The organism is Halorubrum luteum, from assembly GCF_054652935.1.
This window is the reverse complement of the sequence record NZ_BAAIGT010000002.1, coordinates 2688840-2707706: the sequence shown is the minus strand read 5'-3', so window position 1 is coordinate 2707706 and position 18867 is coordinate 2688840. Positions and strand designations below refer to the sequence as shown.

Sequence of the window (18867 nt, the reverse complement as noted above, 5' to 3'; positions counted from 1 at the left end):
TTATGCGTCCGGAGCCGTTTCATCACGGCATGAGCGGACTCGATCTCGATCCGACCCAGCTCGACCGGTACTCGCGACACATCATCATGGACGACGTGGGACCGGACGGACAGAGCGCTCTGCTCGACTCGCGCGTGCTCGTGCTCGGCGCGGGCGGACTCGGCTCGCCGATCATCCAGTATCTCGCCGCGGCGGGCGTCGGAACCCTCGGCATCGCCGACGACGACGAGGTGGAGCTGTCGAATCTCCAGCGACAGATCATCCACGGCGACGACGACGTGGGACGCAAGAAGGTACGCTCGGCCAAGGAGTACGTCAACGGGCTCAACCCGGACGTGGACGTCGTGACGCACGAGCTGCGAGTCACGCCCGATACCATCGAAGAGCTGATCGCGGACTACGACTTCGTCGTCGACGGGACGGACAACTTCGAGACCCGATATCTCGTCAACGACGCGTGTACGCTCGCCGGCGTTCCGTTCTCGCACGGCTCGATCCTCCAGTTCGAGGGCCAGATCACGACGTTCGCGGGCACCGACGACTCGCCGTGTTACCGCTGTCTGTTTCCCGAAGCGCCACCGGCCGGGATGATGCCGAACTGTGCGACCGCCGGGGTACTCGGCGTGCTCCCCGGCACCGTCGGCTGTATTCAGGCGACGGAGACCGTGAAGTCGCTCATCGGGGCGGGCGAACTGCTCGACGGCGAACTGCTGTTTTACGACGCGCTTAACATGGAGTTCGACCGTGTCGAGATCGACAAGCAGGACGACTGTCCGGTGTGTGGTGACGACCCCGAGATCGAGTCCGTCCACGACGTGGAGTACTCGGCGTCGTGTGCGATCGACGTGAGCGGCGAGGACGAGACCGAAGCGGACGCCATCGAGGCGAGCGACTGATACCGAACCCCGCGATCCCGTTGATCGTCCCCGCCAGCGCGACGACCGCGGCCACGAACAGAACGCTCTCCGGCGACGGGTCGACGACCATACGCGACCGTCACACGGCCGGAGGTTAAAGCAGGGTCGCCGATGCGCCTCCCGCGCACGGCCGGAGAGCGATCCATCGCCTGGCGGGATTTTTCGCTTACGTCGGCGTGTCATCGACCCGTTGTCAGGGTGTGTCCGTGACCGTATACCCGGCTCAACTGTGCGACGCTGCTTGGGTCGTGATCGATCTCGGGCGTACGTCTCTTATTAGGGTGACTGGGTTGTTTATAACGAATCATGTAAGGGGATCGGATTTGGTTTATAAGTGAGTCGCGGGAGCGATAGCTCCGCGACGAACGATCTGAAAGCCCCAGCCGCGACGGCTCGCGCGCCTTGCTGCGCTCCTCGGTCGCTCGCGGTGCTCGCTCCCTGTGGTGCTTACAGCGGCGGGCGTCGCCCCACCGGGAGACTGCGTCTCCCGAGCCCCCGCTCGCTCCGCTCGCGGGGATCACGGCTGCCCCTTTCAACCCCACCCGACCGCACCGCAACCGCACCTCACGCCTCCCCAGCCTCGCGGTTCGCGCTCTCCGAGCGCTCACCGCGTCCCTCGCACGCGCTCCTCGCGCTCTTTCCAGAGCGCTCGGAGGCGCGCGCCGACCGCCCGCCGTCACCTGATAACCGAACAATGCTCTGCTTGTGGTTGCGGTGGCGCGCGCCGCGAGCGGGCCTTCGGCCCGTGAGCGAGCGCGCGAGGGAGACCGGAGGGGCCGCCGAGCGTTCCGGCGGCCCCTCCGGTCGAGGCTGGGGCGGTCCGAGGCTGCGGTGCGGGGCGGGACTGGAAGGGGCAGCCGCGAGGGCGACGCACGGCGAAGCAAGCACTGCAAGGAGCGAGCGAAGTGAGCGACTGAAGCGCGCAGCGAGCCGCGCGAGCCGTCGCGGCTGGGGCTTCCAAGTCGGTCTCTGCCTCACCGCTCACTTATATACCACTCCTCACCACGCTGAATACACCTTTATAAACCACACATCGATTCTCGTATGCGCAATATACGCCCGATATCGATCACTACGGTGGCTGCACTGCGCAGTTCCCGTGTATGTGTGTGAACCGTTCTATGAGCGCCATCAGCGTACGGTTGGTGCTCCGGCGAGCGAGAGGTGCTCCGGTATGGGCGGATCGAGGTCGCGGATGGATGATCGGTCGTCCGGTGTGAATCCTTGGGGCACTGGGCGAGTCGTCCGTACGCTTTCGCAAACACCTTATACGTCGCTCGTGCAGGTTATCACGATTAGAGAGTATGGCGAGACCAGAGGTGCTCGACCGGATCAAAGAGGCAGAACGAGAGGCCGAGGAGATCATCGACGCGGCGGAGGCCGACGCCGACGAGCGCCTCGCCGAGGCTCGGACGCGCGCGGACGAGATCCGTACGGAGGCCGAGGAGGAGGCGGCAGCCGAGGCCGAAGCACGGATCAAGGCGGCCCGTGAGGAGATCGAGGAGCGTCGCGAGGAGATCCTCGAGTCGGGTCGCGCCGACCGCGACGAGCTCGAACGCGAGGCTCGCGACCGCATCGACGACGCCGTCGACTACGCGGTCGAGCAGTTCGAGGAGGCGATCAGAGAACGCGCAACGGAGGCATGAATGGGGCTTAGACCCGAGCAAATGAGCAAGGTGTCGGTGACGGGCTCGAAGCGCGTCATCGACGACGTCATCGAGGCGGCGTACGACCACCATTCGCTGCACGTCACGGACTACGACGAGCGGTACGAGGGGTTCGAGCCCGGATCCTCTCTCGACGGCGCCGAGACCGTCAACGAACGGCTCGTCACGGTGCGGGCGCTCGAGAGCATTCTCGACGTCGAGGGCGATGAGGTCGACGCCGCGGAACCGGTCGACGATTCGGAGCTGACCGCCGAGCTGACGCAGCTCCGTGACCGCGTCAACGACCTCAACGACCGCGGGGACGAGCTCCGTGCGTCGATCCGCGACCGACAGGACGAGATCGATCGCATGGAGCCGTTCGCCGACCTCGGGATCGACCTTGATCTCCTTCGCGGGTACGACTCGCTGGAGGTCGTCGTCGGGCAGGCGAAACCCGACGCGATCGAGACGGCGCTGGCAGACGCCGAGGGGATCGAGGCGTTCGAGACGTTCGCGGGCGGCGACGTCGTGGCGGCGTTCGCCCGGCCGACCGCGGATGCCGACGACGGCGTCGTCCAGGACGCGCTGGTCGGCGTCGACGTCGCGCTCCTCGAGGTGCCGGAGGCGAGCACGACGCCGACGGAGTACGTCGAGGAGCTGGAGCGCGAGCAGGCGGAGCTCCGTGCCGACCTCGAGGAGATCGAGTCCGAGCTCGACGCCATCAAGGAGGAGGCGGCCGGCTTCCTGCTGCGTGCCGAAGAGCAGCTCACCATCGAGGCGGAAAAGAAACAAGCGCCGTTGTCGTTCGCGACGACGGAGAACGCGTTCATCGCCGAGGGGTGGATCCCGACGGAGACGTATCCGGCGTTCGAGGCGACGCTCGACGACGCGGTCGGCGACCACGCGGAGGTCGAGGAGCTCGAACGGGCCTCCTTTACCCCCGACGGCAACCACCACACCGAGGCCGTCCACGACGACGATGGCGCGACGGTCGCCACCGACGGCGGCCACGCACACGACGATCGGGACGAGCCGCCGGTCGTGCAGGACAACGGCAGCGCGTCCGGCCCGTTCGAGCTGCTCGTGCAGGGGTTCGGACGACCGAAGTACTCGGAGTTCGACCCGACGCTTCTCGTCTTCCTCACGTTCCCGCTGATGTTCGGGTTCATGATCGGCGACATCGGCTACGGACTGCTGTACGCCGGCATCGGCGCGTACCTGTATCGCTCGTATGACGGCGCGATGCGCGAGATGGGCGCAGTCGCGATCTGGGCCGGCATATTCACGATCCTGTTCGGGATCTACTACGGTATCGACGTGTTCGGCTACCACGCGTACCCGTGGTTCGGCATCGAGGCCTGGGAGGTCTCGAAGGGGCTCTCGCCGGGTGCCACCGAGTGGGCGCTGGCGTGGCTCGTGGTGAGCGTGCTGTTCGGCATCCTCCATCTGAACGTGGGGTACCTGCTCGGCTTCGTGAGCCGCTACCAGCAGCACGACCTCAAACACGCCGTCTACGAGGGTGCGTCGTGGCTGCTGCTGCTCAACGGGATCTGGATCTGGATCTTCAGCCAGCACGTCCCCGGCCCGAAACCCGAGTTCATCTTCGAGTCGGTGTCGGTCCTCACGTTCGGCGCGGTGAGCTTCGGTGGCTTCCCCGCTGCGGTCGGCATCGCCGGACTCGTCGCCGCCGCGGTCGGCGTTCTGCTGATCGCGATCGGCGAGCCCGCGGAGCTCCCCGAAGTGCTCGCACCGGTCGTCAACGCCGTGTCGTACGCCCGTATCATGGCCGTCCTGCTCGCGAAGGGGGGGATGGCGCTGGCCGCGAACCTGCTCGCGTTCGGTGCGTACATCGACGACGGCGGCGCCGGGAGCTTCAACTTCATCTTCACGCCGAGCAACCTCGCGAACGCACAGGAGCGTGCTGCCGCCGGCGAGGTCGAGCTCGTCTTCGCCGGTATGACGACGAGCCCCGACTTCACAGCGATCGGCGTCGTGGCCGGGATCCTCGTCGCCATCATCGGCCATATCGTCGTCCTGCTGCTCGGCATCACGGCCGCCGGCATTCAGGGGATCCGTCTCGAGTACGTCGAGTTCTTCGGCAAATTCTACGAGGGCGGCGGGGACGAGTACCGGCCGTTCGGCTACGATCGGACGTACACCGCCGACGAGTAGACCGGCCTCCCCGCAGTCCGGTGGTCGACCGAGCCCGCGGCGATTCCCGTCCGGTGGTCGACCGAGCCCGTTTCGATCGCGCCGCAGAGATGGATCGACCGCTCGGTCCGCGGGTGGCGCTTTTATATATCCATTCGTCCGTGATCGGACAGGCGATCGGGTGTGAAAACGACCCATAGACCGAGGTTTGCGCCGGCCTCACGGTCGTTCGCGTTCGTTCGTTTTGGGAAGCTTTATGTCCGCTGTGGCAGCTACTACGCACTGTTCGGAGACGAGCAACCGCAACTACTACCAATGCTTGAAGCTACCAACGAACTCGGGAACGTCGTACTGCAGGAAGGAACGCTGACCGACGGTGAGGCCGCGGCCGCGCTCGCGGTCGGGCTCGCGGCGCTTGGTGCGGGTTACGCCGAGCGTGGGATCGGATCCGCCGCCGTCGGCGCGATGGCCGAGGACGAGGATCTGTTCGTCAACGGTCTCATCCTGACGGTCCTGCCCGAAACGCTCGTTATCCTCGCGCTGGTCGTCGTCTTCCTGGTCTAACCAGCCTCCCTTCCAACAATGAGTTTGGACACCGTCGTTGAGGACATTCGAGACGAGGCCCGCGCGCGTGCGGAGGAGATCCGCTCCGAGGCCGAGGCACAAGCCGAGGAGATCCGCTCCGAGGCGGAAGCCGACGCCGAGCGGATCCGCGAGGAGCGGCTCGCGGAGGCCGATCGAACGATCGAACAGGAGCGCGAGCAGACGCTGTCGTCGGCCAAACTCGAGGCGAAACAGGCGCGGCTCGGTGCACGCCGGAACGTCCTCGAGGACGTCCGTGACCGCGTCGAGGAGTCGATCGGCTCGCTCGAGGGCGACCGTCGACGCGAGCTCACGGAGACGCTTCTGGACGCGACCCTCGCGGAGTTCGACGACGATAGCGTCGCCGTCTACGCTCGCCCGGAGGACGCCGACATGGTCGAGGAGCTCCTCGAGGACCGTCCCGGCGAGCTCGACGGCGAGGTCGACTGCCTCGGCGGTGTCGTCGCCGAGAGCGACGCCTCCCGCGTTCGCGTGAACAACACGTTCGACTCGGTGCTCGAGACCGTCTGGGACGACGAACTGAAGAACCTCTCGGAGCGACTGTTCGACCAATGAGCGCCGTCGGCAGCTCGAACCCGGAGTACGTCGTCGCGCGGGTTCGCGCCCGCCGCGGCTCCCTGTACGGGGACGAGGAGTATCGCAAGCTGACGCGGATGAGCGCCGCGGAGATCGCTCGCTTCATGGAGGAGTCGACCTACGAGACGGAGATCAACGCGCTGGGTACCCGTCACGCCGGCGTCGACCTGATCGAGTACGCGCTGAACCAGAATCTCGCGAAGCAGTTCGAGGAGATCCTCGCGTGGAGCGAGGGCGAGCTGTACGAGCTGATCGCGCGGTACCTCCGTAAGTTCGACGCGTGGAACGTGAAAACGGTGATCCGGGGCGCGTACACGGATGCGAGCCGGGACGCCGTCGAGACCGACCTCATCCGGGCCGGCGAGTTCGACGACCGCCGGATACGTCGGCTGCTGGAGGCCGACTCCATCGAGGCCATCGTCGAGGTGCTCGAGGACACGATCTACGGCGACCCGCTGCGTGCGGCGTACACGGAGTACGAGGAGACGGACGTGCTCGTCCCGCTGGAGAACGCCGTCGACCGCGCCTTCTATGAACGTCTACTGGAGAATCTGCCGAGCGACGAGCCGACACAGCAGTACGAGGCGTTTCTCAAAGCCGAGGTCGACTTCCGAAACGCGGCGAACGCGCTTCGGCTGGCGCGTTCCGGCGCGGAGATCGACCCGGCCGAGTACTTCATCGAGGGCGGCGAGCTGTTCACTCGCGACGGACTGGCCCGGCTCGCCCGCAACCTCGATGAGCTCGTCGAGTACATCGCGGACAGCCAGTACGGTGACGACCTCGGCCCGGCGTTGCGCGACCTCGAGGAGGCGGACAGCCTCATCGCGTTCGAGCACGCGATCGACGCCGCGCTGTTGGCGTACGGAGACCGACTCGGAACGATTCATCCGGTGTCCGTGACGCCCGTCATCTCGTACATCCTCGCGAAGGAGCGCGAGGTGGAGAACATCCGGGCGATCGCCCGTGGCAAGGAGGCGGGACTCCCGGCAGCCGAGATCGAAGAGGAGCTGGTGATAACATGAGCCAGGAGATAGCCGTCGTCGGCAGTCCGGAGTTCACCACCGGGTTCCGGCTTGCCGGCGTCCGGAAATGCGAGAACGTTCCGGACGACGAGAAGCCGGAGGCGCTCGACGACGCCGTCGAGCGCGTGCTCGACGACGACGACACCGGTATCGTCGTGATGCACGACGACGACCTCGAGTATCTCTCGCGGGGGACCCGCGAGCGAGTCGAGGGAAGCATCGAGCCCGTTCTCGTGACGCTCGGCGCAACGGGCGCCGGCAGCGGCGGGCTCCGCGACCAGATCAAACGAGCCATCGGGATCGACCTGATGGAGGAGGACGATTAATATGAGTAAGGCAGAATCCACGGAGACCACCGAAGACGGTGTGATCCAGAGCGTGAGCGGTCCGGTCGTGAGCGCCCGCGATCTCGACGCCCGCATGAACGACGTCGTCTACGTCGGCGACGAAGGGCTCATGGGGGAAGTGATCGAGATCGAGGGCAACGTTACGACCATTCAGGTGTACGAGGAGACCTCCGGCGTCGGCCCCGGCGAACCCGTCGAGAACACGGGCGAGCCGCTGTCGGTCGACCTGGGTCCGGGGATGCTGGACGCCATATACGACGGCGTGCAGCGCCCTCTGGACGTGCTGGAGGGCAAGATGGGCAGCCCCTACCTCGACCGCGGCGTCGACGCGCCCGGCATCGACCTCGAGACGGAGTGGGAGTTCACTCCCGAGGTCGAGGTCGGCGACGAGGTCGGCCGCGGCGACGTCGTCGGGGTCGTCGAGGAGACGGTCACCATCGACCACAAGGTGATGGTGCCGCCGGACGCCCTCGACGAGGGCGAGACTGCGGAGGTCGTCGCCGTCGAGTCCGGCTCCTTCGACGTCACCGAGACGGTGGCCGAACTCGACAACGGCGTCGAGGTGAGCATGCACCAGGAGTGGCCGGTGCGCGAGCCGCGCCCCGCCGAGAACAAAAAGACGCCCCGGACGCCGCTGGTGTCCGGTCAACGGATTCTCGACGGGCTGTTCCCGATCGCGAAAGGTGGGACGGCCGCGATTCCGGGGCCGTTCGGCTCCGGGAAGACGGTCACCCAGCACCAGCTCGCGAAGTACGCCGACGCGGATATCATCGTCTACGTCGGCTGTGGGGAGCGTGGCAACGAGATGACCGAGGTTATCGAGGATTTCCCCGAGCTGGAAGACCCGGAGACGGGCAACCCGCTGATGGCGCGAACGTCGCTCATCGCCAACACCTCGAACATGCCCGTCGCGGCGCGTGAGTCCTGCATTTACACGGGGATCACGATCGCCGAGTACTACCGGGATATGGGGTACGACGTCGCGTTGATGGCCGACTCCACCTCGCGGTGGGCGGAGGCGATGCGCGAGATCTCCTCCCGGCTGGAGGAGATGCCCGGCGAGGAGGGGTATCCGGCGTACCTCGCAGCGCGGCTGGCGCAGTTCTACGAGCGTGCCGGCTACTTCGAGAACGTCAACGGGACTGAGGGCTCCGTCTCCGCGATCGGCGCGGTGAGCCCCCCCGGCGGCGACTTCTCGGAGCCGGTGACCCAGAACACGCTGCGTATCGTCAAGACGTTCTGGGCGCTCGACGCGGATCTCGCCGAGCGTCGCCACTTCCCGTCGATCAACTGGAACGAGTCGTACTCGCTGTATAAAAACCAGCTCGACCCGTGGTTCCAGGAGAACGTCGAGGAGGACTGGCCCGAGAAGCGCCAGTGGGCGGTCGACGTCCTCGACGAGGAGACGGAGCTGCAGGAGATCGTCCAGCTCGTCGGGAAGGACGCGCTCCCGGACGACCAGCAGCTCACGCTCGAGGTCGCTCGCTATCTGCGCGAGGCGTACCTCCAGCAGAACGCGTTCCACCCGGTCGACACGTACTGCCCGCCCGAGAAGACGTACCTCATCCTCACGACGATCCAGACGTTCCACGACGAGGCGTTCGACGCGCTCGAGGCTGGCGTCCCGATCGAGGAGATCATCGACATCGACTCCGCGCCGCGGATCAACCGTATCGGCGTTCAGGAGGAGTACGAGGAGTTTATCGAGGAGCTAAAAGCGGCAATCACCGACGAGCTCCGGAGTCTGTACTAACATGAAAGAGTATCAAACCATCACGGAGATCAGCGGCCCGCTGGTGTACGCCGAGGTCGACGAGGCCATCGGCTACGACGAGATCGTCGAGATCGAGACGGCACAGGGCGAGACGCTGCGCGGCCAGGTGCTCGAATCCTCGGAGGGCGTCGTCGCCATCCAGGTGTTCGAGGGCACCTCCGGTATCGACCAGCAGGCGTCGGTTCGCTTCCTCGGCGAGACGATGAAGATGCCCGTCACCGAGGACCTGCTCGGGCGCGTGCTCGACGGCTCCGGGCGACCGATCGACGACGGCCCGGAGATCGTTCCGGAGGAGCGTCAGGACATCGTCGGCGCGGCGATCAACCCGTACTCCCGGGAGTACCCGGAGGAGTTCATTCAGACGGGCGTGTCGGCGATCGACGGCATGAACACGCTGGTTCGCGGGCAGAAGCTCCCGATCTTCTCCAGTTCGGGCCAGCCACACAGCGAGCTGGCGATGCAGATCGCCAGGCAGGCGAGCGTGCCCGAAGAAGAGGAGGGCGACGACGAGGAGGGGTCGGAGTTCGCCGTCATCTTCGGCGCGATGGGGATCACCCAGGAGGAGGCGAACGAGTTCATGGAGGACTTCGAGCGCACCGGTGCCTTAGAGCGCTCCGTCGTGTTCATGAACCTCGCGGACGATCCCGCCGTCGAGCGGACGGTCACCCCGCGGATGGTGCTCACCACGGCCGAGTATCTCGCGTTCGAGAAGGATTACCACGTGCTCGTCATCCTGACGGATATGACCAACTACTGCGAGGCGCTCCGCGAGATCGGCGCGGCTCGCGAGGAGGTTCCGGGTCGGCGTGGCTACCCCGGATACATGTACACCGATCTGGCGCAGCTGTACGAGCGCGCCGGCCGGATCCAGGGTCGTGAGGGGTCGGTCACGCAGATCCCGATCCTCACGATGCCGGGCGACGACGACACGCATCCGATCCCCGACCTGACCGGATACATCACGGAGGGACAGATCTACGTCGACCCCGACCTGAACAGTCAGGGGTTAGAGCCGCCGATCAACGTGTTACCCAGCCTCTCGCGGCTGATGGACGACGGGATCGGCGAGGGGCTCACTCGCGGCGACCACGCGGACGTGAAAGACCAGATGTTCGCGGCGTACGCGGAGGGCGAGGACCTCCGCGACCTCGTGAACATCGTCGGTCGCGAGGCGCTCTCCGAGCTCGACAACAAGTATCTAGACTTCGCGGACCGGTTCGAGACGGAGTTCATCGACCAGGGGTTCGCGACGAACCGCGATATCGACGAGACGCTCGAGATCGGCTGGGACCTGCTCTCGATGCTTCCGAAGGACGCGCTCAACCGCATCGACGAGGAGTACATCGAACAGCACTACCGCGAGGACGACTCCGAGCGCGAGATCATCGAGGCGGCCGACTAACGACCATGGCAAAGGACGTCAAACCCACGCGCAAGAACCTGATGGAGATCGAGGACCGTATCGATCTCTCCGAGCGCGGCCACGACACGCTCGAGCAGAAGCGTGACGGGCTCATCATGGAGTTCATGGATATCCTCGATCAGGCGCAGGACGTCCGGTCGGATCTCTCCGACGACTACGAGCGCGCCCAGGGGAAACTCGATATGGCGCGTGCGATGGAGGGTGACGTTGCCGTTCGCGGTGCGGCGGCGGCGCTGAAAGAGCATCCGGAGATAAGTACGCGCTCGAAGAACATCATGGGTGTCGTCGTCCCGCAGATCGAGTCCTCGAAGGTCCAGAAGGACCTCGACGAACGCGGATACGGGCTGCTCGGCTCCTCCGCGCGGATCGACGAGGCGGCCGACGCGTACGAGGAGCTACTGGAGACGATCATCCTCGCGGCCGAGGTGGAGACGGCGATGAAGAAGATGCTGGAGGAGATCGAGACGACGAAGCGTCGCGTCAACGCCCTGGAGTTCACGCTGCTTCCGCAGCTGTACGAGAACCAGGAGTACATCGAGCAGAAGCTGGAAGAACAGGAGCGCGAGGAGATATTCCGGCTGAAAAAGATCAAGGGCAAAAAGGAAGCCGAGGAGAAAGCCGAACGCGAGGCCGAAAAAGAAGAGGAGGCGGACGCGGAGTCGGCAGAGACCGCCTCCGCCGACTGAGCTCGCCGATCCATCGATCTTCGGCCGTTCGTTCGGGTCGACCGTTTTTGTTTCGGCAGGTCGGTAGCTCCGGGTATGGCCTGTCCACGCTGTGGATCGTCGGTCGTCGCGTTCGTCGTTCCTGACGAGCTTCTCGAGCACGCTCCAGCACGCGAGACGGCGATCTGTACGCGGTGTCTGTCGACAAGTCCCGCGAACGCGGCCGGCGGTAACCGCAACGGGAGAGCGCCCGCCGATCTCGCCGCGGTCGATGCCGCGTTTCCGGACGGCGAGGCGGGGGTCGCGCTCGCGCTCGCATGTGGCTTGCTGGGGTCGTTCGCGCTGCACCGCGCGTCGATCGAGACCCTGCTGGAACATGCTGAGCGGAACGGCGCGGACGTGTTCCTCTTCGTCGACCGACTCGACGCCGACGACGCCCACTTCGATCTGGAGCGCCGCCGCGCAGCGCTGCTCGACATCTTATAAGCGAGCTCGTCTGGTCGCTCTTTACTGGAGGACGATGGACCGGGAGTCCCGGAGCACAACCGTGACCGCATCTTCGATCCGGGGTACTCACGAACCGCCGACGGCACCGGCTTCGGGCTGGCGATCGTCTCCGAGATAATCGACGCCCACGGCTGGGAGATCGATCTCACTACGAGCCATAGCGGCGGTGCACGCTTCGAGATATCCGGCGTCGAAACCGTCGAGTGAACCGTTCGAGCATCGCTGCCTGCACAGCAGTCGGGGGCGGACGTCGGCCTTTCGGTCTCGACCGTTCCCACCTCGCGGGAGTCGAGCGAGAGGCTTTTCGTGCGAGAACTCGAACGAGAGTTCATGGCGCAAGCGACCCAGGAGTTCGGCGAGTGGCCCCTCAAACGGCTGATGACCGAGGTGTGTGGCTCCGGTCACAAATCCGCTGACGATCTGACCCGTGCCCAGGCGACGGAGGCGTTCGAGCGCATCCTCGCTGACGAGCCCGACCACACGACGCTCGGTGCGTTCTGGCTCGCTAACCGCTGGAAGCGAAACAACCCGGAGGAGCTGGCGGCGTACACGGACGTGATGTGCGACCGCGTCGAGTACGCCGAACCCGACTGTGATCCGGTCGACTGCGGCGCGAACTACGACGGGAAAGGCCGGTCCGCGATCCTCGGCGTCGCCGCCGGCGCGGTCGCGGCCGCGGCGGGCACGCCCGTCGTCGTCCACTCCGGGGACCGCGTTCCCACGCAGAAACAGGACGCGTACAAACACGTCCTCGACGAGCTCGGCGTGGCGACGGAGCTCACCCCCCGCGACTCCGCCGCGATGGTCGACGAAACCGGCTTCGGCTTCTACTACCAGCCCGCGTTCAACCCCGCGATCGACGACCTGTTCGAGCGCCGCGACATGATGGGCGTCCGTACGTTCGTCAACACGATCGAGACGCTGGCGAACCCCGCCGGAGCCTCGACGCATCTCGGCTCGTTCTATCATCTTCCGTTCGCCAAGAAGGTCACCGACACGTTCGCGGAAAGCGAGTTCCACGACCTCGACCGCGTGCTGATGTTCCAGGGAATGGAGGGGTACGACGACGTCCGTCCCGGCTACACGAAAGTCGCCGAGTGGGACGCCGACGGCGACGACGGCGAGCCCGCGTTCGACGACTTCGAGATCGAGACCGCGGAGTACGGCATGGACTTCGAGACCGAGGATCTCGGCGTCGACGACGTCGCGGGCGACTCCGCGCGGATCACCGAGGCGGTGCTTGCTGGCGAGCGCGACGACCGGTTCGCGGACGCCGTCGCGCTCAACGCGGCGCTCCGGATCTACGCGGGCGAGGACGCCGACTCGATCGAGGAGGGCCTCGAGATCGCCCGCGAACACCTCGCTGACGGCTCCGCCCACGACGTGCTCGACGCGATGCGCGCGTTCTAGGCCGCCTCTCGCGAGCTCGACGCGGCATTCTCTCGTGAACTCGACGCGGAGTCGCTACCGCTTCGGCGCTGGCGGCATCGACCGTTTGTGAGCGCTCCGCTCGTACAGCTCCACGACCCGATCGACCGCCTCGGCCGGAACGTCGAGCTCGCGGACGGTCGCATCACGGGAGAGCCCGCCGTCGACGTGAACCGCGAGGATCGCGTCGACGGTGTCGTAGTCGAGCCCCATCTCCTCTGCGTCCGTCTGTCCCTCCCACATGCCGGCGCTCGGCTCCTGCATCACTACATCGTGGGGAACGCCGACGTGGGCGGCGAGCTGGCGCACCTGCATCTTGTACAGATTTCCGATCGGATTACAGTCGACGGCCTGGTCGCCGTACTTGGTGAAGTACCCCGTCATCGCCTCCGCGCGGTTCCCGGTGCCCAACACGACGCGGTTCTCCGCGTTGGCGACGAAGTAGTTGAGCACCGCGCGCGTCCGCACGAACACGTTCCCTTTCGCCATCCGGTCCGCCGCGGCGTCCGGAAACGTCTCGAACACGGCGTCGGCGATCGGCTGGATCTCGACGACGTCGTACTCGATATCGAGCGTCTCCGCGACGCGCTCGGCGTCGCTCATCACGTCGGGGTCGTTCACCTCGGAGGGCATCGTGATCCCGTAGAGCCCGTCCGTGCCGAGCGCCTCGACCGCGAGGTACGCGGTGAGCGTCGAGTCGATCCCGCCCGAGAGGCCGAGCACGGCCCCTTCGGCTCCCGCCTCGTCGACGATGTCGGCGATGAACGAGACGATCCGCTCGCGGGTCGCCTCCAGCTCCGCTTCGGACAGTCGCAGGTCGAGCGGGGGGTCCTCGGACAGTAACACCGACTGCTCCGTGGTTCGGCTCATGAACGGATGGAGGGGCTCGGACGACTAATACCTCCCCGTCTCCCCGCCGAACTGGACGTGCGTACGGTTATTCCGGATGCGAGAACCTGTTCGTATCATCGTCGCGGCGGTTCGACGGTTCGTGTGTGGGTTCGCCAGTTCGTGTGTGGGTTCGCCAGTTCGTGTGTGGGTTCGTGAGACGTTCGACGGGTCGTGAGGCGGTTCGAGTCCACTCACGTCGTGTCACGCGTTTCCGCGTCGATCCGCTGCCGAAACCGCACGAGATGCGCCGCGCGGAGCCCGCCGTGGACGGCGAGCGAGGAGGCGAACGCGATCGTTCCGAGCTTTCCGCCGGACCCGGAGAGGTACGGCGCGGTGAACACGACGAGCACCCCGACAACGACGCCAGTCACGGCGAGCCAGCGCTCGTCGGGGATCCGAGCCGGCTCGGTCATACCGGCGAACGACGCCGCGAACACGACGGCCGCGACCAGCCCCCCGCCAGCGCCCAGCACGACCGGCGCGGCGACCCCGCCGACGAGTCCCACCGCTCCGGACGCGAGGACCGGACTCGCCCCGAGACGAGCGTGGACCGTGAACGTCACGGCGGCCGCAACGCCGCCGGCGACGACGGCGATCGTCGCGAGCTCGGGGCCCGCGATCGAGCCGCCCGGGAAGGGTCTCGACGTCGAGACCGCGGTGAGGACGACTCCGACGAACGCGCCGCAGTACGCGGGTACCGCCCGCGTCGGCATCGCGAGCGCGGCGACGACGCCGACCGCCCCAGCACCGACGATCGGTGACGCTCCGCCCTCGACCGCCAGTCCGTACGTCACGAGCGCGCCGCCGACCAGCGCCGCTCCGACCGGCGCCGCCTCGGCCGGATCGAACCGTTCCCGTGACGCGGTCCCGCGAGCTGCCGCTCGCGCCAGCGACGTCCTGAGCGCCCACCACTCCGCGCGGATCCCCACAGCGAGCGCGCCGAGCGTCCCGACGAGCGTGACGCCCGAGACGAGGAGCGCGACCGTCGCGACGACGGATGTGACCCCGGCGACGTCCCGAGTAGCCGCCGGGAACCCGAGGACGACTCGGTTCGGCCCGCCGGCGGTTCCCGTCGTCACCGTGCCGGCGATCCCGAGCGCGACGAGCAAGAGCGCAGGAACCGCGAGCGCGACGAACCCGGCCAGCGTCTCGACACCGACCGGGTGTCGCAGCTCCGCGCTCTCGCTGGATGGTGGGGTCTCCGTGCTCTCGCTGGATGGTGGGGTCTCCGTGCTCTCGTCGGACGGTTGCGTCTCCGGCTTCGTCATCGCCCACGAGACATCGGGTTACGGAGAATCGAGGAGAAAGCCTCGCGCTTCAGCGCGGGGATGAATCCAACACCTCCTTTCACACCCCACCGGTCGATGGCACAACTGGATATTCCACGCTAGCTCCAACCCAAGCCTTCAAGTAAGTTTGTCTACATAGGTTACGTGTGGCGAAACAGGTCGTTACTCGCACCTACACTGCTTCCATTCGGAACCAGTCTCGGGTGCAGGACGATCTTGATTCGCTCGGGTTCGCCGCCTCAAAACTCTGGAACGTCGGACGGTGGACGTGCAGTCGGATCTGGGATGAAATCGATCACATCCCTAACCACAACGAACTCACCACGTACCTCAAGAGCCACGACCGCTACGATGACCTGCATTCGCAGTCAAGTCAGCGAGTCCTCCAAGAACTCGCTGAGGCGTTCAACGGCTGGTACGGCAAACGACAAAACGGAGACCAGCGGGCGAACCCGCCCGGCTACCGCAAACACGGCGACAACCACCCACGTTCCACAGTCACGTTCAAAGCCGCTGGGTTCAAGCTCGACACCCAATACCACCGCGTTCGACTCTCAAAGGGGTCGAATCTCAAGGACTACTGGTCGGACTTCATCCTCTGTGAATACCAGACTCGCCCCGACGTTGACCTCTCCACCGTGGAGAACGTCCAACAAGTTCGGGCAGTTTGGACGGGTAACGAGTGGGAGCTGCACTTCGTCTGCAAAATCGAGATCGATGTGGCCGACACACCGGGGGAAAAGACGGTGGGTGTTGACCTCGGCATCAACAACTTCGCGGCACTCGCCTACGAGGACGGCCACGCCGAACTGTACCCGCTCAACTGTCTGAAGCAGGACGACTACTACTTCAGCAAGCGGATCGCTCAGTGTGACGACTCGAACTCCAAGCAGGCCACGCGGCTGAACCACAAGAAGTCGGCTCGCCGCACACACTACTTCCACACGCTCTCGACGCACATCGTTCAACGATGTGTTGAGGAGAGAGTCGGAACTATTGTGACCGGTGACCTTTCCGGCATCCGCGAGAATGAGGAGACCGACGAGGCACAAGACTGGGGCAAACACGGCAACCTTGACCTCCATTCGTGGGCGTTCGACCGATTCATCGACCTACTCAAATACAAGGCCGAGATGGAGGGCATCGCGGTCGAAGAAATGCCCGAGCGAGATACCTCGAAATCGTGTTCGTGTTGTGGTCGCAAACGCAAGGCGAATCGTGTTGAACGTGGGCTGTACGTCTGCGATGAGTGTGGTATGGTGGCGAACGCAGATGTGAACGGTGCGGAGAACATCCGACAGAAAGTAACTCCGAGTCCCGCTACGGATGGCGGCGATAGGAGTACCGGCTGGTTGGCACAGCCATCGACGTTCCTGTTTGACAAGGAAACTGGTGCATTCGCACCTCAAGAACAGGTACCGTCGTAAACCACAATATCCCAACCCAGCGGTGCGGTACCGTGGGAATCCTCGCGCTTCAGCGCGGGGAGGATGTCAAAGCAGCCCCTCGCGCTCCGCCAGAAGCAGCCCTTCGAGCGTCGCGTCGTTCGTCGGCGGCTCGCGGGCGACGTCGATCGCGTCCTCGATCGGCACGGTCCGAGGGACGAGAAACTCGTTGTCGTCGAGCTCCACGTCGACGGGGTCGAGCCCCTCGGCGAACACGTAGCCGCGCCGATGCCGGAGCACGCCGGTCGAACACCACACCTCCTGTACGAGCGTCGTCGAGCTCGGCTCGAACCCGGTCTCCTCGGCGAGTTCTCGCGCGGCCGCGGCGGTGTACGACTCCCCCGGCTCGACGATCCCGGCCGGTAGCTCCATATCCGTCTCTCGGATCGTGGGCCGGTACTGCTCGACGAAAAGCACCGCGTCGTCCGCGACCGCGACCACGACCGCCGCGGGTGGCAGCTCCGCCCAGTAGTAGCGTTTCAGGGATCCGTCCGGCTGCTCGACCCGGTCGTAGCCGCCGACGTACCAGTCCGTGTCGTACTCGACGACGACCTCTCGAACGGGCCACTCCGGCTCGCCCGGCAGCGAGTGGGTCCGTCCGTCGTCGAACGCCGGATGGCTCCGGAGATCGCTCGCAGCGGTCTCGTCGTCCTCGTCGCTCATGTCTCCGCTTGCGTCACCTCGGCGTAATACGTTTCTCCATCGAACTCGACGCGGACGCCGTCGTCGGTCCCCGCCTCGGGGACCTGCTGTGTCAGCGCGTCGACCTCGTCGAAGGGTGTGTGTGTGAACCACTCTTTGATCCCGTACGGGCCCATCCGATACCCCTCCGAACGACCGTCGTCGCTCTCGAGCGCGCCGGTGAGGTACGGGTACCGGCGCTCCGAGACGTCGTCGACGTTCGCCGCCGGCTCGTCGGTTTCGATCGACTCGACGGTGAGGTGGTAGGGGTCGCCGCTTCCGAGATAGCTCGGCAGCGCACCGAGCGCGAGCAGCGCGACGAGCACCAGTGCGATGACGACCAGCAGGTTTCGGGCGACCGGGCGCATATCCGAGGTAGGGACCCCCGCCGAATACCCGTTTCGACCGCGATGGTGATCGAGATGGCGATCGAGAGCCTCGTCGCCGACGCGCTTTAGCGCCTCGCGCCCGTCGCCCGCACATGGAGTTCCGGTTCGAGCTTGCGTTGTGTGCGGCGCTCGAATCCCCGGACCGGATCGTCGCCAGACAGCTCGGTGCGGGCGTCACCCGCCCCGGCGGTCGGATCGTCGACGTCTGTGTGCTCGCCCCCGGACCGGGGTTCGATCGGCGGGCGGCGATCACTCCCGAGCGGATCCCGGCTCCGGCGGTCGAATCCCCGGTCGGTCCCGGCGAGGCAGTTCCGGTCGCGGACGCGTTCGACCTCCCTCCGGAGCGTGCGGCCGCGGTCGTCGACGCCGCCGTCGAGGCGAGCTATCTCGAACGGGAGCGTTGGGACGGCCGGCCGGTCGTCCGCGCGACCGCCCGCTATCCGGACGATTGGATTGGATCGCTCACGGCGATCGAGAACAAGCCCGATCTCGCCGAACCCGGCGGTCTGCGCGCGCAGCTGCGGTACGATGTCGCGCTCGGGCTGTTCGACGAGGTGATTCTTGCGACCGCGTCGTACGTCACCCGCGCGCACCTCAACCGGATCCCGGACCCGGTCGGAGTGTGGCGATTCGATCCGGAAACGGGCGACTGCGAGGTGGTTCGGGAGCCAACGCCGCTCGATCCGACGGTGTCCGGCGTGGAGATCCGCGAGGAGCGGTCGCTGCGCACGGACGTCTCGTTGGTCGATCCGGACGCCAAGACGCGCAAGCGACGACGGATCGCCGAGCGTGCGTACGGGAAGGGATGGCGGCCGGAGCCGCCCGGCTGCGCCCATGCGACGGCGACGGACGACGGCCGCCCCTACTGCGAGCGGTTCGACCGCGTCGTCGATCCCGGCCGCGACTGCGGCGCCGACTGTGGGGAGTACGAGCCCGCCGATCCGCCGACGGTCGACCGCGACGGACTCCGGGACGATCGGACCGCGTGGGTCGCGGAGTCCGGCGGCGGCCCGCGGCGGCAGTCGGGACTGTCGCGGTTCCAGTGAGGGCGGGCCGTGAGCACGGCCAGCCGCGTTCCTGTCGCTGGAAGAACCTGACGATCCGGAAGCGAAC

At 66.1% G+C, this 18867-nt stretch carries 19 protein-coding genes; 15 read left to right on the top strand and 4 right to left on the bottom strand.

Annotated features, from left to right (window positions below):
* Positions 1-29: 29 nt before the first annotated feature.
* From ubaA to ACYQ0R_RS13355, 13 genes are all read left to right on the top strand, one after another.
* Positions 30-896 (top strand): SAMP-activating enzyme E1, encoded by an 867-nt coding sequence (ubaA, locus tag ACYQ0R_RS13415; RefSeq protein ID WP_459824660.1) that lies wholly within the window; start codon positions 30-32, stop codon positions 894-896.
* A 1325-nt stretch (positions 897-2221) separates the two neighbouring features.
* On the top strand, positions 2222-2563 hold the full coding sequence (gene ahaH / locus ACYQ0R_RS13410) for an ATP synthase archaeal subunit H (RefSeq protein ID WP_459824658.1): 342 nt from the start codon (positions 2222-2224) through the stop codon (positions 2561-2563).
* A 21-nt stretch (positions 2564-2584) separates the two neighbouring features.
* Positions 2585-4735 (top strand): V-type ATP synthase subunit I, encoded by a 2151-nt coding sequence (locus tag ACYQ0R_RS13405; RefSeq protein WP_459824656.1) that lies wholly within the window; start codon positions 2585-2587, stop codon positions 4733-4735.
* Between the two features lie 294 nt (positions 4736-5029).
* Entirely contained in the window at positions 5030-5278 is a 249-nt protein-coding gene (locus ACYQ0R_RS13400; protein ID WP_159487692.1) for a hypothetical protein, read from the top strand.
* Between the two features lie 18 nt (positions 5279-5296).
* Complete coding sequence (locus ACYQ0R_RS13395) at positions 5297-5872, top strand: V-type ATP synthase subunit E (RefSeq protein WP_459824654.1); 576 nt, start codon at positions 5297-5299, stop codon at positions 5870-5872.
* Positions 5869-6915 (top strand): V-type ATP synthase subunit C, encoded by a 1047-nt coding sequence (locus tag ACYQ0R_RS13390; protein ID WP_459824652.1) that lies wholly within the window; start codon positions 5869-5871, stop codon positions 6913-6915. The genes ACYQ0R_RS13395 and ACYQ0R_RS13390 overlap by 4 nt, the downstream gene beginning before the upstream one ends.
* Complete coding sequence (locus ACYQ0R_RS13385; RefSeq protein WP_459824649.1) at positions 6912-7241, top strand: V-type ATP synthase subunit F; 330 nt, start codon at positions 6912-6914, stop codon at positions 7239-7241. The genes ACYQ0R_RS13390 and ACYQ0R_RS13385 overlap by 4 nt, the downstream gene beginning before the upstream one ends.
* Before the next feature lies 1 nt (position 7242).
* Positions 7243-9015, top strand: coding sequence for an ATP synthase subunit A (locus tag ACYQ0R_RS13380; RefSeq protein ID WP_459824647.1), 1773 nt, complete (start codon positions 7243-7245; stop codon positions 9013-9015).
* Between the two features lies 1 nt (position 9016).
* Positions 9017-10438 carry a V-type ATP synthase subunit B gene (locus ACYQ0R_RS13375; protein WP_459824645.1) on the top strand — a complete coding sequence of 474 codons (1422 nt, stop codon included), beginning with the start codon at positions 9017-9019 and terminating at the stop codon, positions 10436-10438.
* A 5-nt stretch (positions 10439-10443) separates the two neighbouring features.
* The gene (locus ACYQ0R_RS13370) at positions 10444-11145 is read left to right on the top strand and encodes a V-type ATP synthase subunit D (protein ID WP_459824643.1); all 702 of its coding nucleotides are present in this window, start codon (positions 10444-10446) and stop codon (positions 11143-11145) included.
* Between the two features lie 75 nt (positions 11146-11220).
* Positions 11221-11610 carry a DUF6276 family protein gene (locus ACYQ0R_RS13365; protein ID WP_459824641.1) on the top strand — a complete coding sequence of 130 codons (390 nt, stop codon included), beginning with the start codon at positions 11221-11223 and terminating at the stop codon, positions 11608-11610.
* 24 nt (positions 11611-11634) lie between these two features.
* Entirely contained in the window at positions 11635-11838 is a 204-nt protein-coding gene (locus tag ACYQ0R_RS13360) for an ATP-binding protein (RefSeq protein WP_459825779.1), read from the top strand.
* 123 nt (positions 11839-11961) lie between these two features.
* Positions 11962-13041: an anthranilate phosphoribosyltransferase gene (locus ACYQ0R_RS13355; RefSeq protein WP_459824638.1), complete on the top strand. Its 1080-nt coding sequence runs from the start codon at positions 11962-11964 to the stop codon at positions 13039-13041.
* 54 nt (positions 13042-13095) lie between these two features.
* Here ACYQ0R_RS13355 and ACYQ0R_RS13350 read toward each other — a convergent pair whose 3' ends face one another.
* Positions 13096-13929, bottom strand: coding sequence for an NAD+ synthase (locus tag ACYQ0R_RS13350; RefSeq protein WP_459824635.1), 834 nt, complete (start codon positions 13927-13929; stop codon positions 13096-13098).
* 212 nt (positions 13930-14141) lie between these two features.
* A complete protein-coding gene (locus ACYQ0R_RS13345; RefSeq protein WP_459824633.1) occupies positions 14142-15218 on the bottom strand; it encodes a hypothetical protein in 1077 nt (358 codons plus the stop codon).
* 167 nt (positions 15219-15385) lie between these two features.
* Here ACYQ0R_RS13345 and ACYQ0R_RS13340 point away from each other — a divergent pair, with 167 nt between their 5' ends.
* Complete coding sequence (locus ACYQ0R_RS13340) at positions 15386-16666, top strand: RNA-guided endonuclease InsQ/TnpB family protein (protein WP_459824630.1); 1281 nt, start codon at positions 15386-15388, stop codon at positions 16664-16666.
* Between the two features lie 66 nt (positions 16667-16732).
* Here the strand turns inward: ACYQ0R_RS13340 and ACYQ0R_RS13335 are convergent, their stop codons facing one another.
* Positions 16733-17347 (bottom strand): NUDIX hydrolase, encoded by a 615-nt coding sequence (locus ACYQ0R_RS13335; protein WP_459824627.1) that lies wholly within the window; start codon positions 17345-17347, stop codon positions 16733-16735.
* Positions 17344-17733, bottom strand: coding sequence for a hypothetical protein (locus ACYQ0R_RS13330; RefSeq protein ID WP_459824624.1), 390 nt, complete (start codon positions 17731-17733; stop codon positions 17344-17346). Before ACYQ0R_RS13330 ends, ACYQ0R_RS13335 begins: the two co-directional genes overlap by 4 nt.
* Positions 17734-17846: 113 nt before the next feature.
* Between ACYQ0R_RS13330 and ACYQ0R_RS13325 the strand changes: the two genes are divergently transcribed.
* Positions 17847-18800 carry a DUF5787 family protein gene (locus ACYQ0R_RS13325; RefSeq protein WP_459824622.1) on the top strand — a complete coding sequence of 318 codons (954 nt, stop codon included), beginning with the start codon at positions 17847-17849 and terminating at the stop codon, positions 18798-18800.
* The last annotated feature ends 67 nt before the right edge of the window (positions 18801-18867 follow it).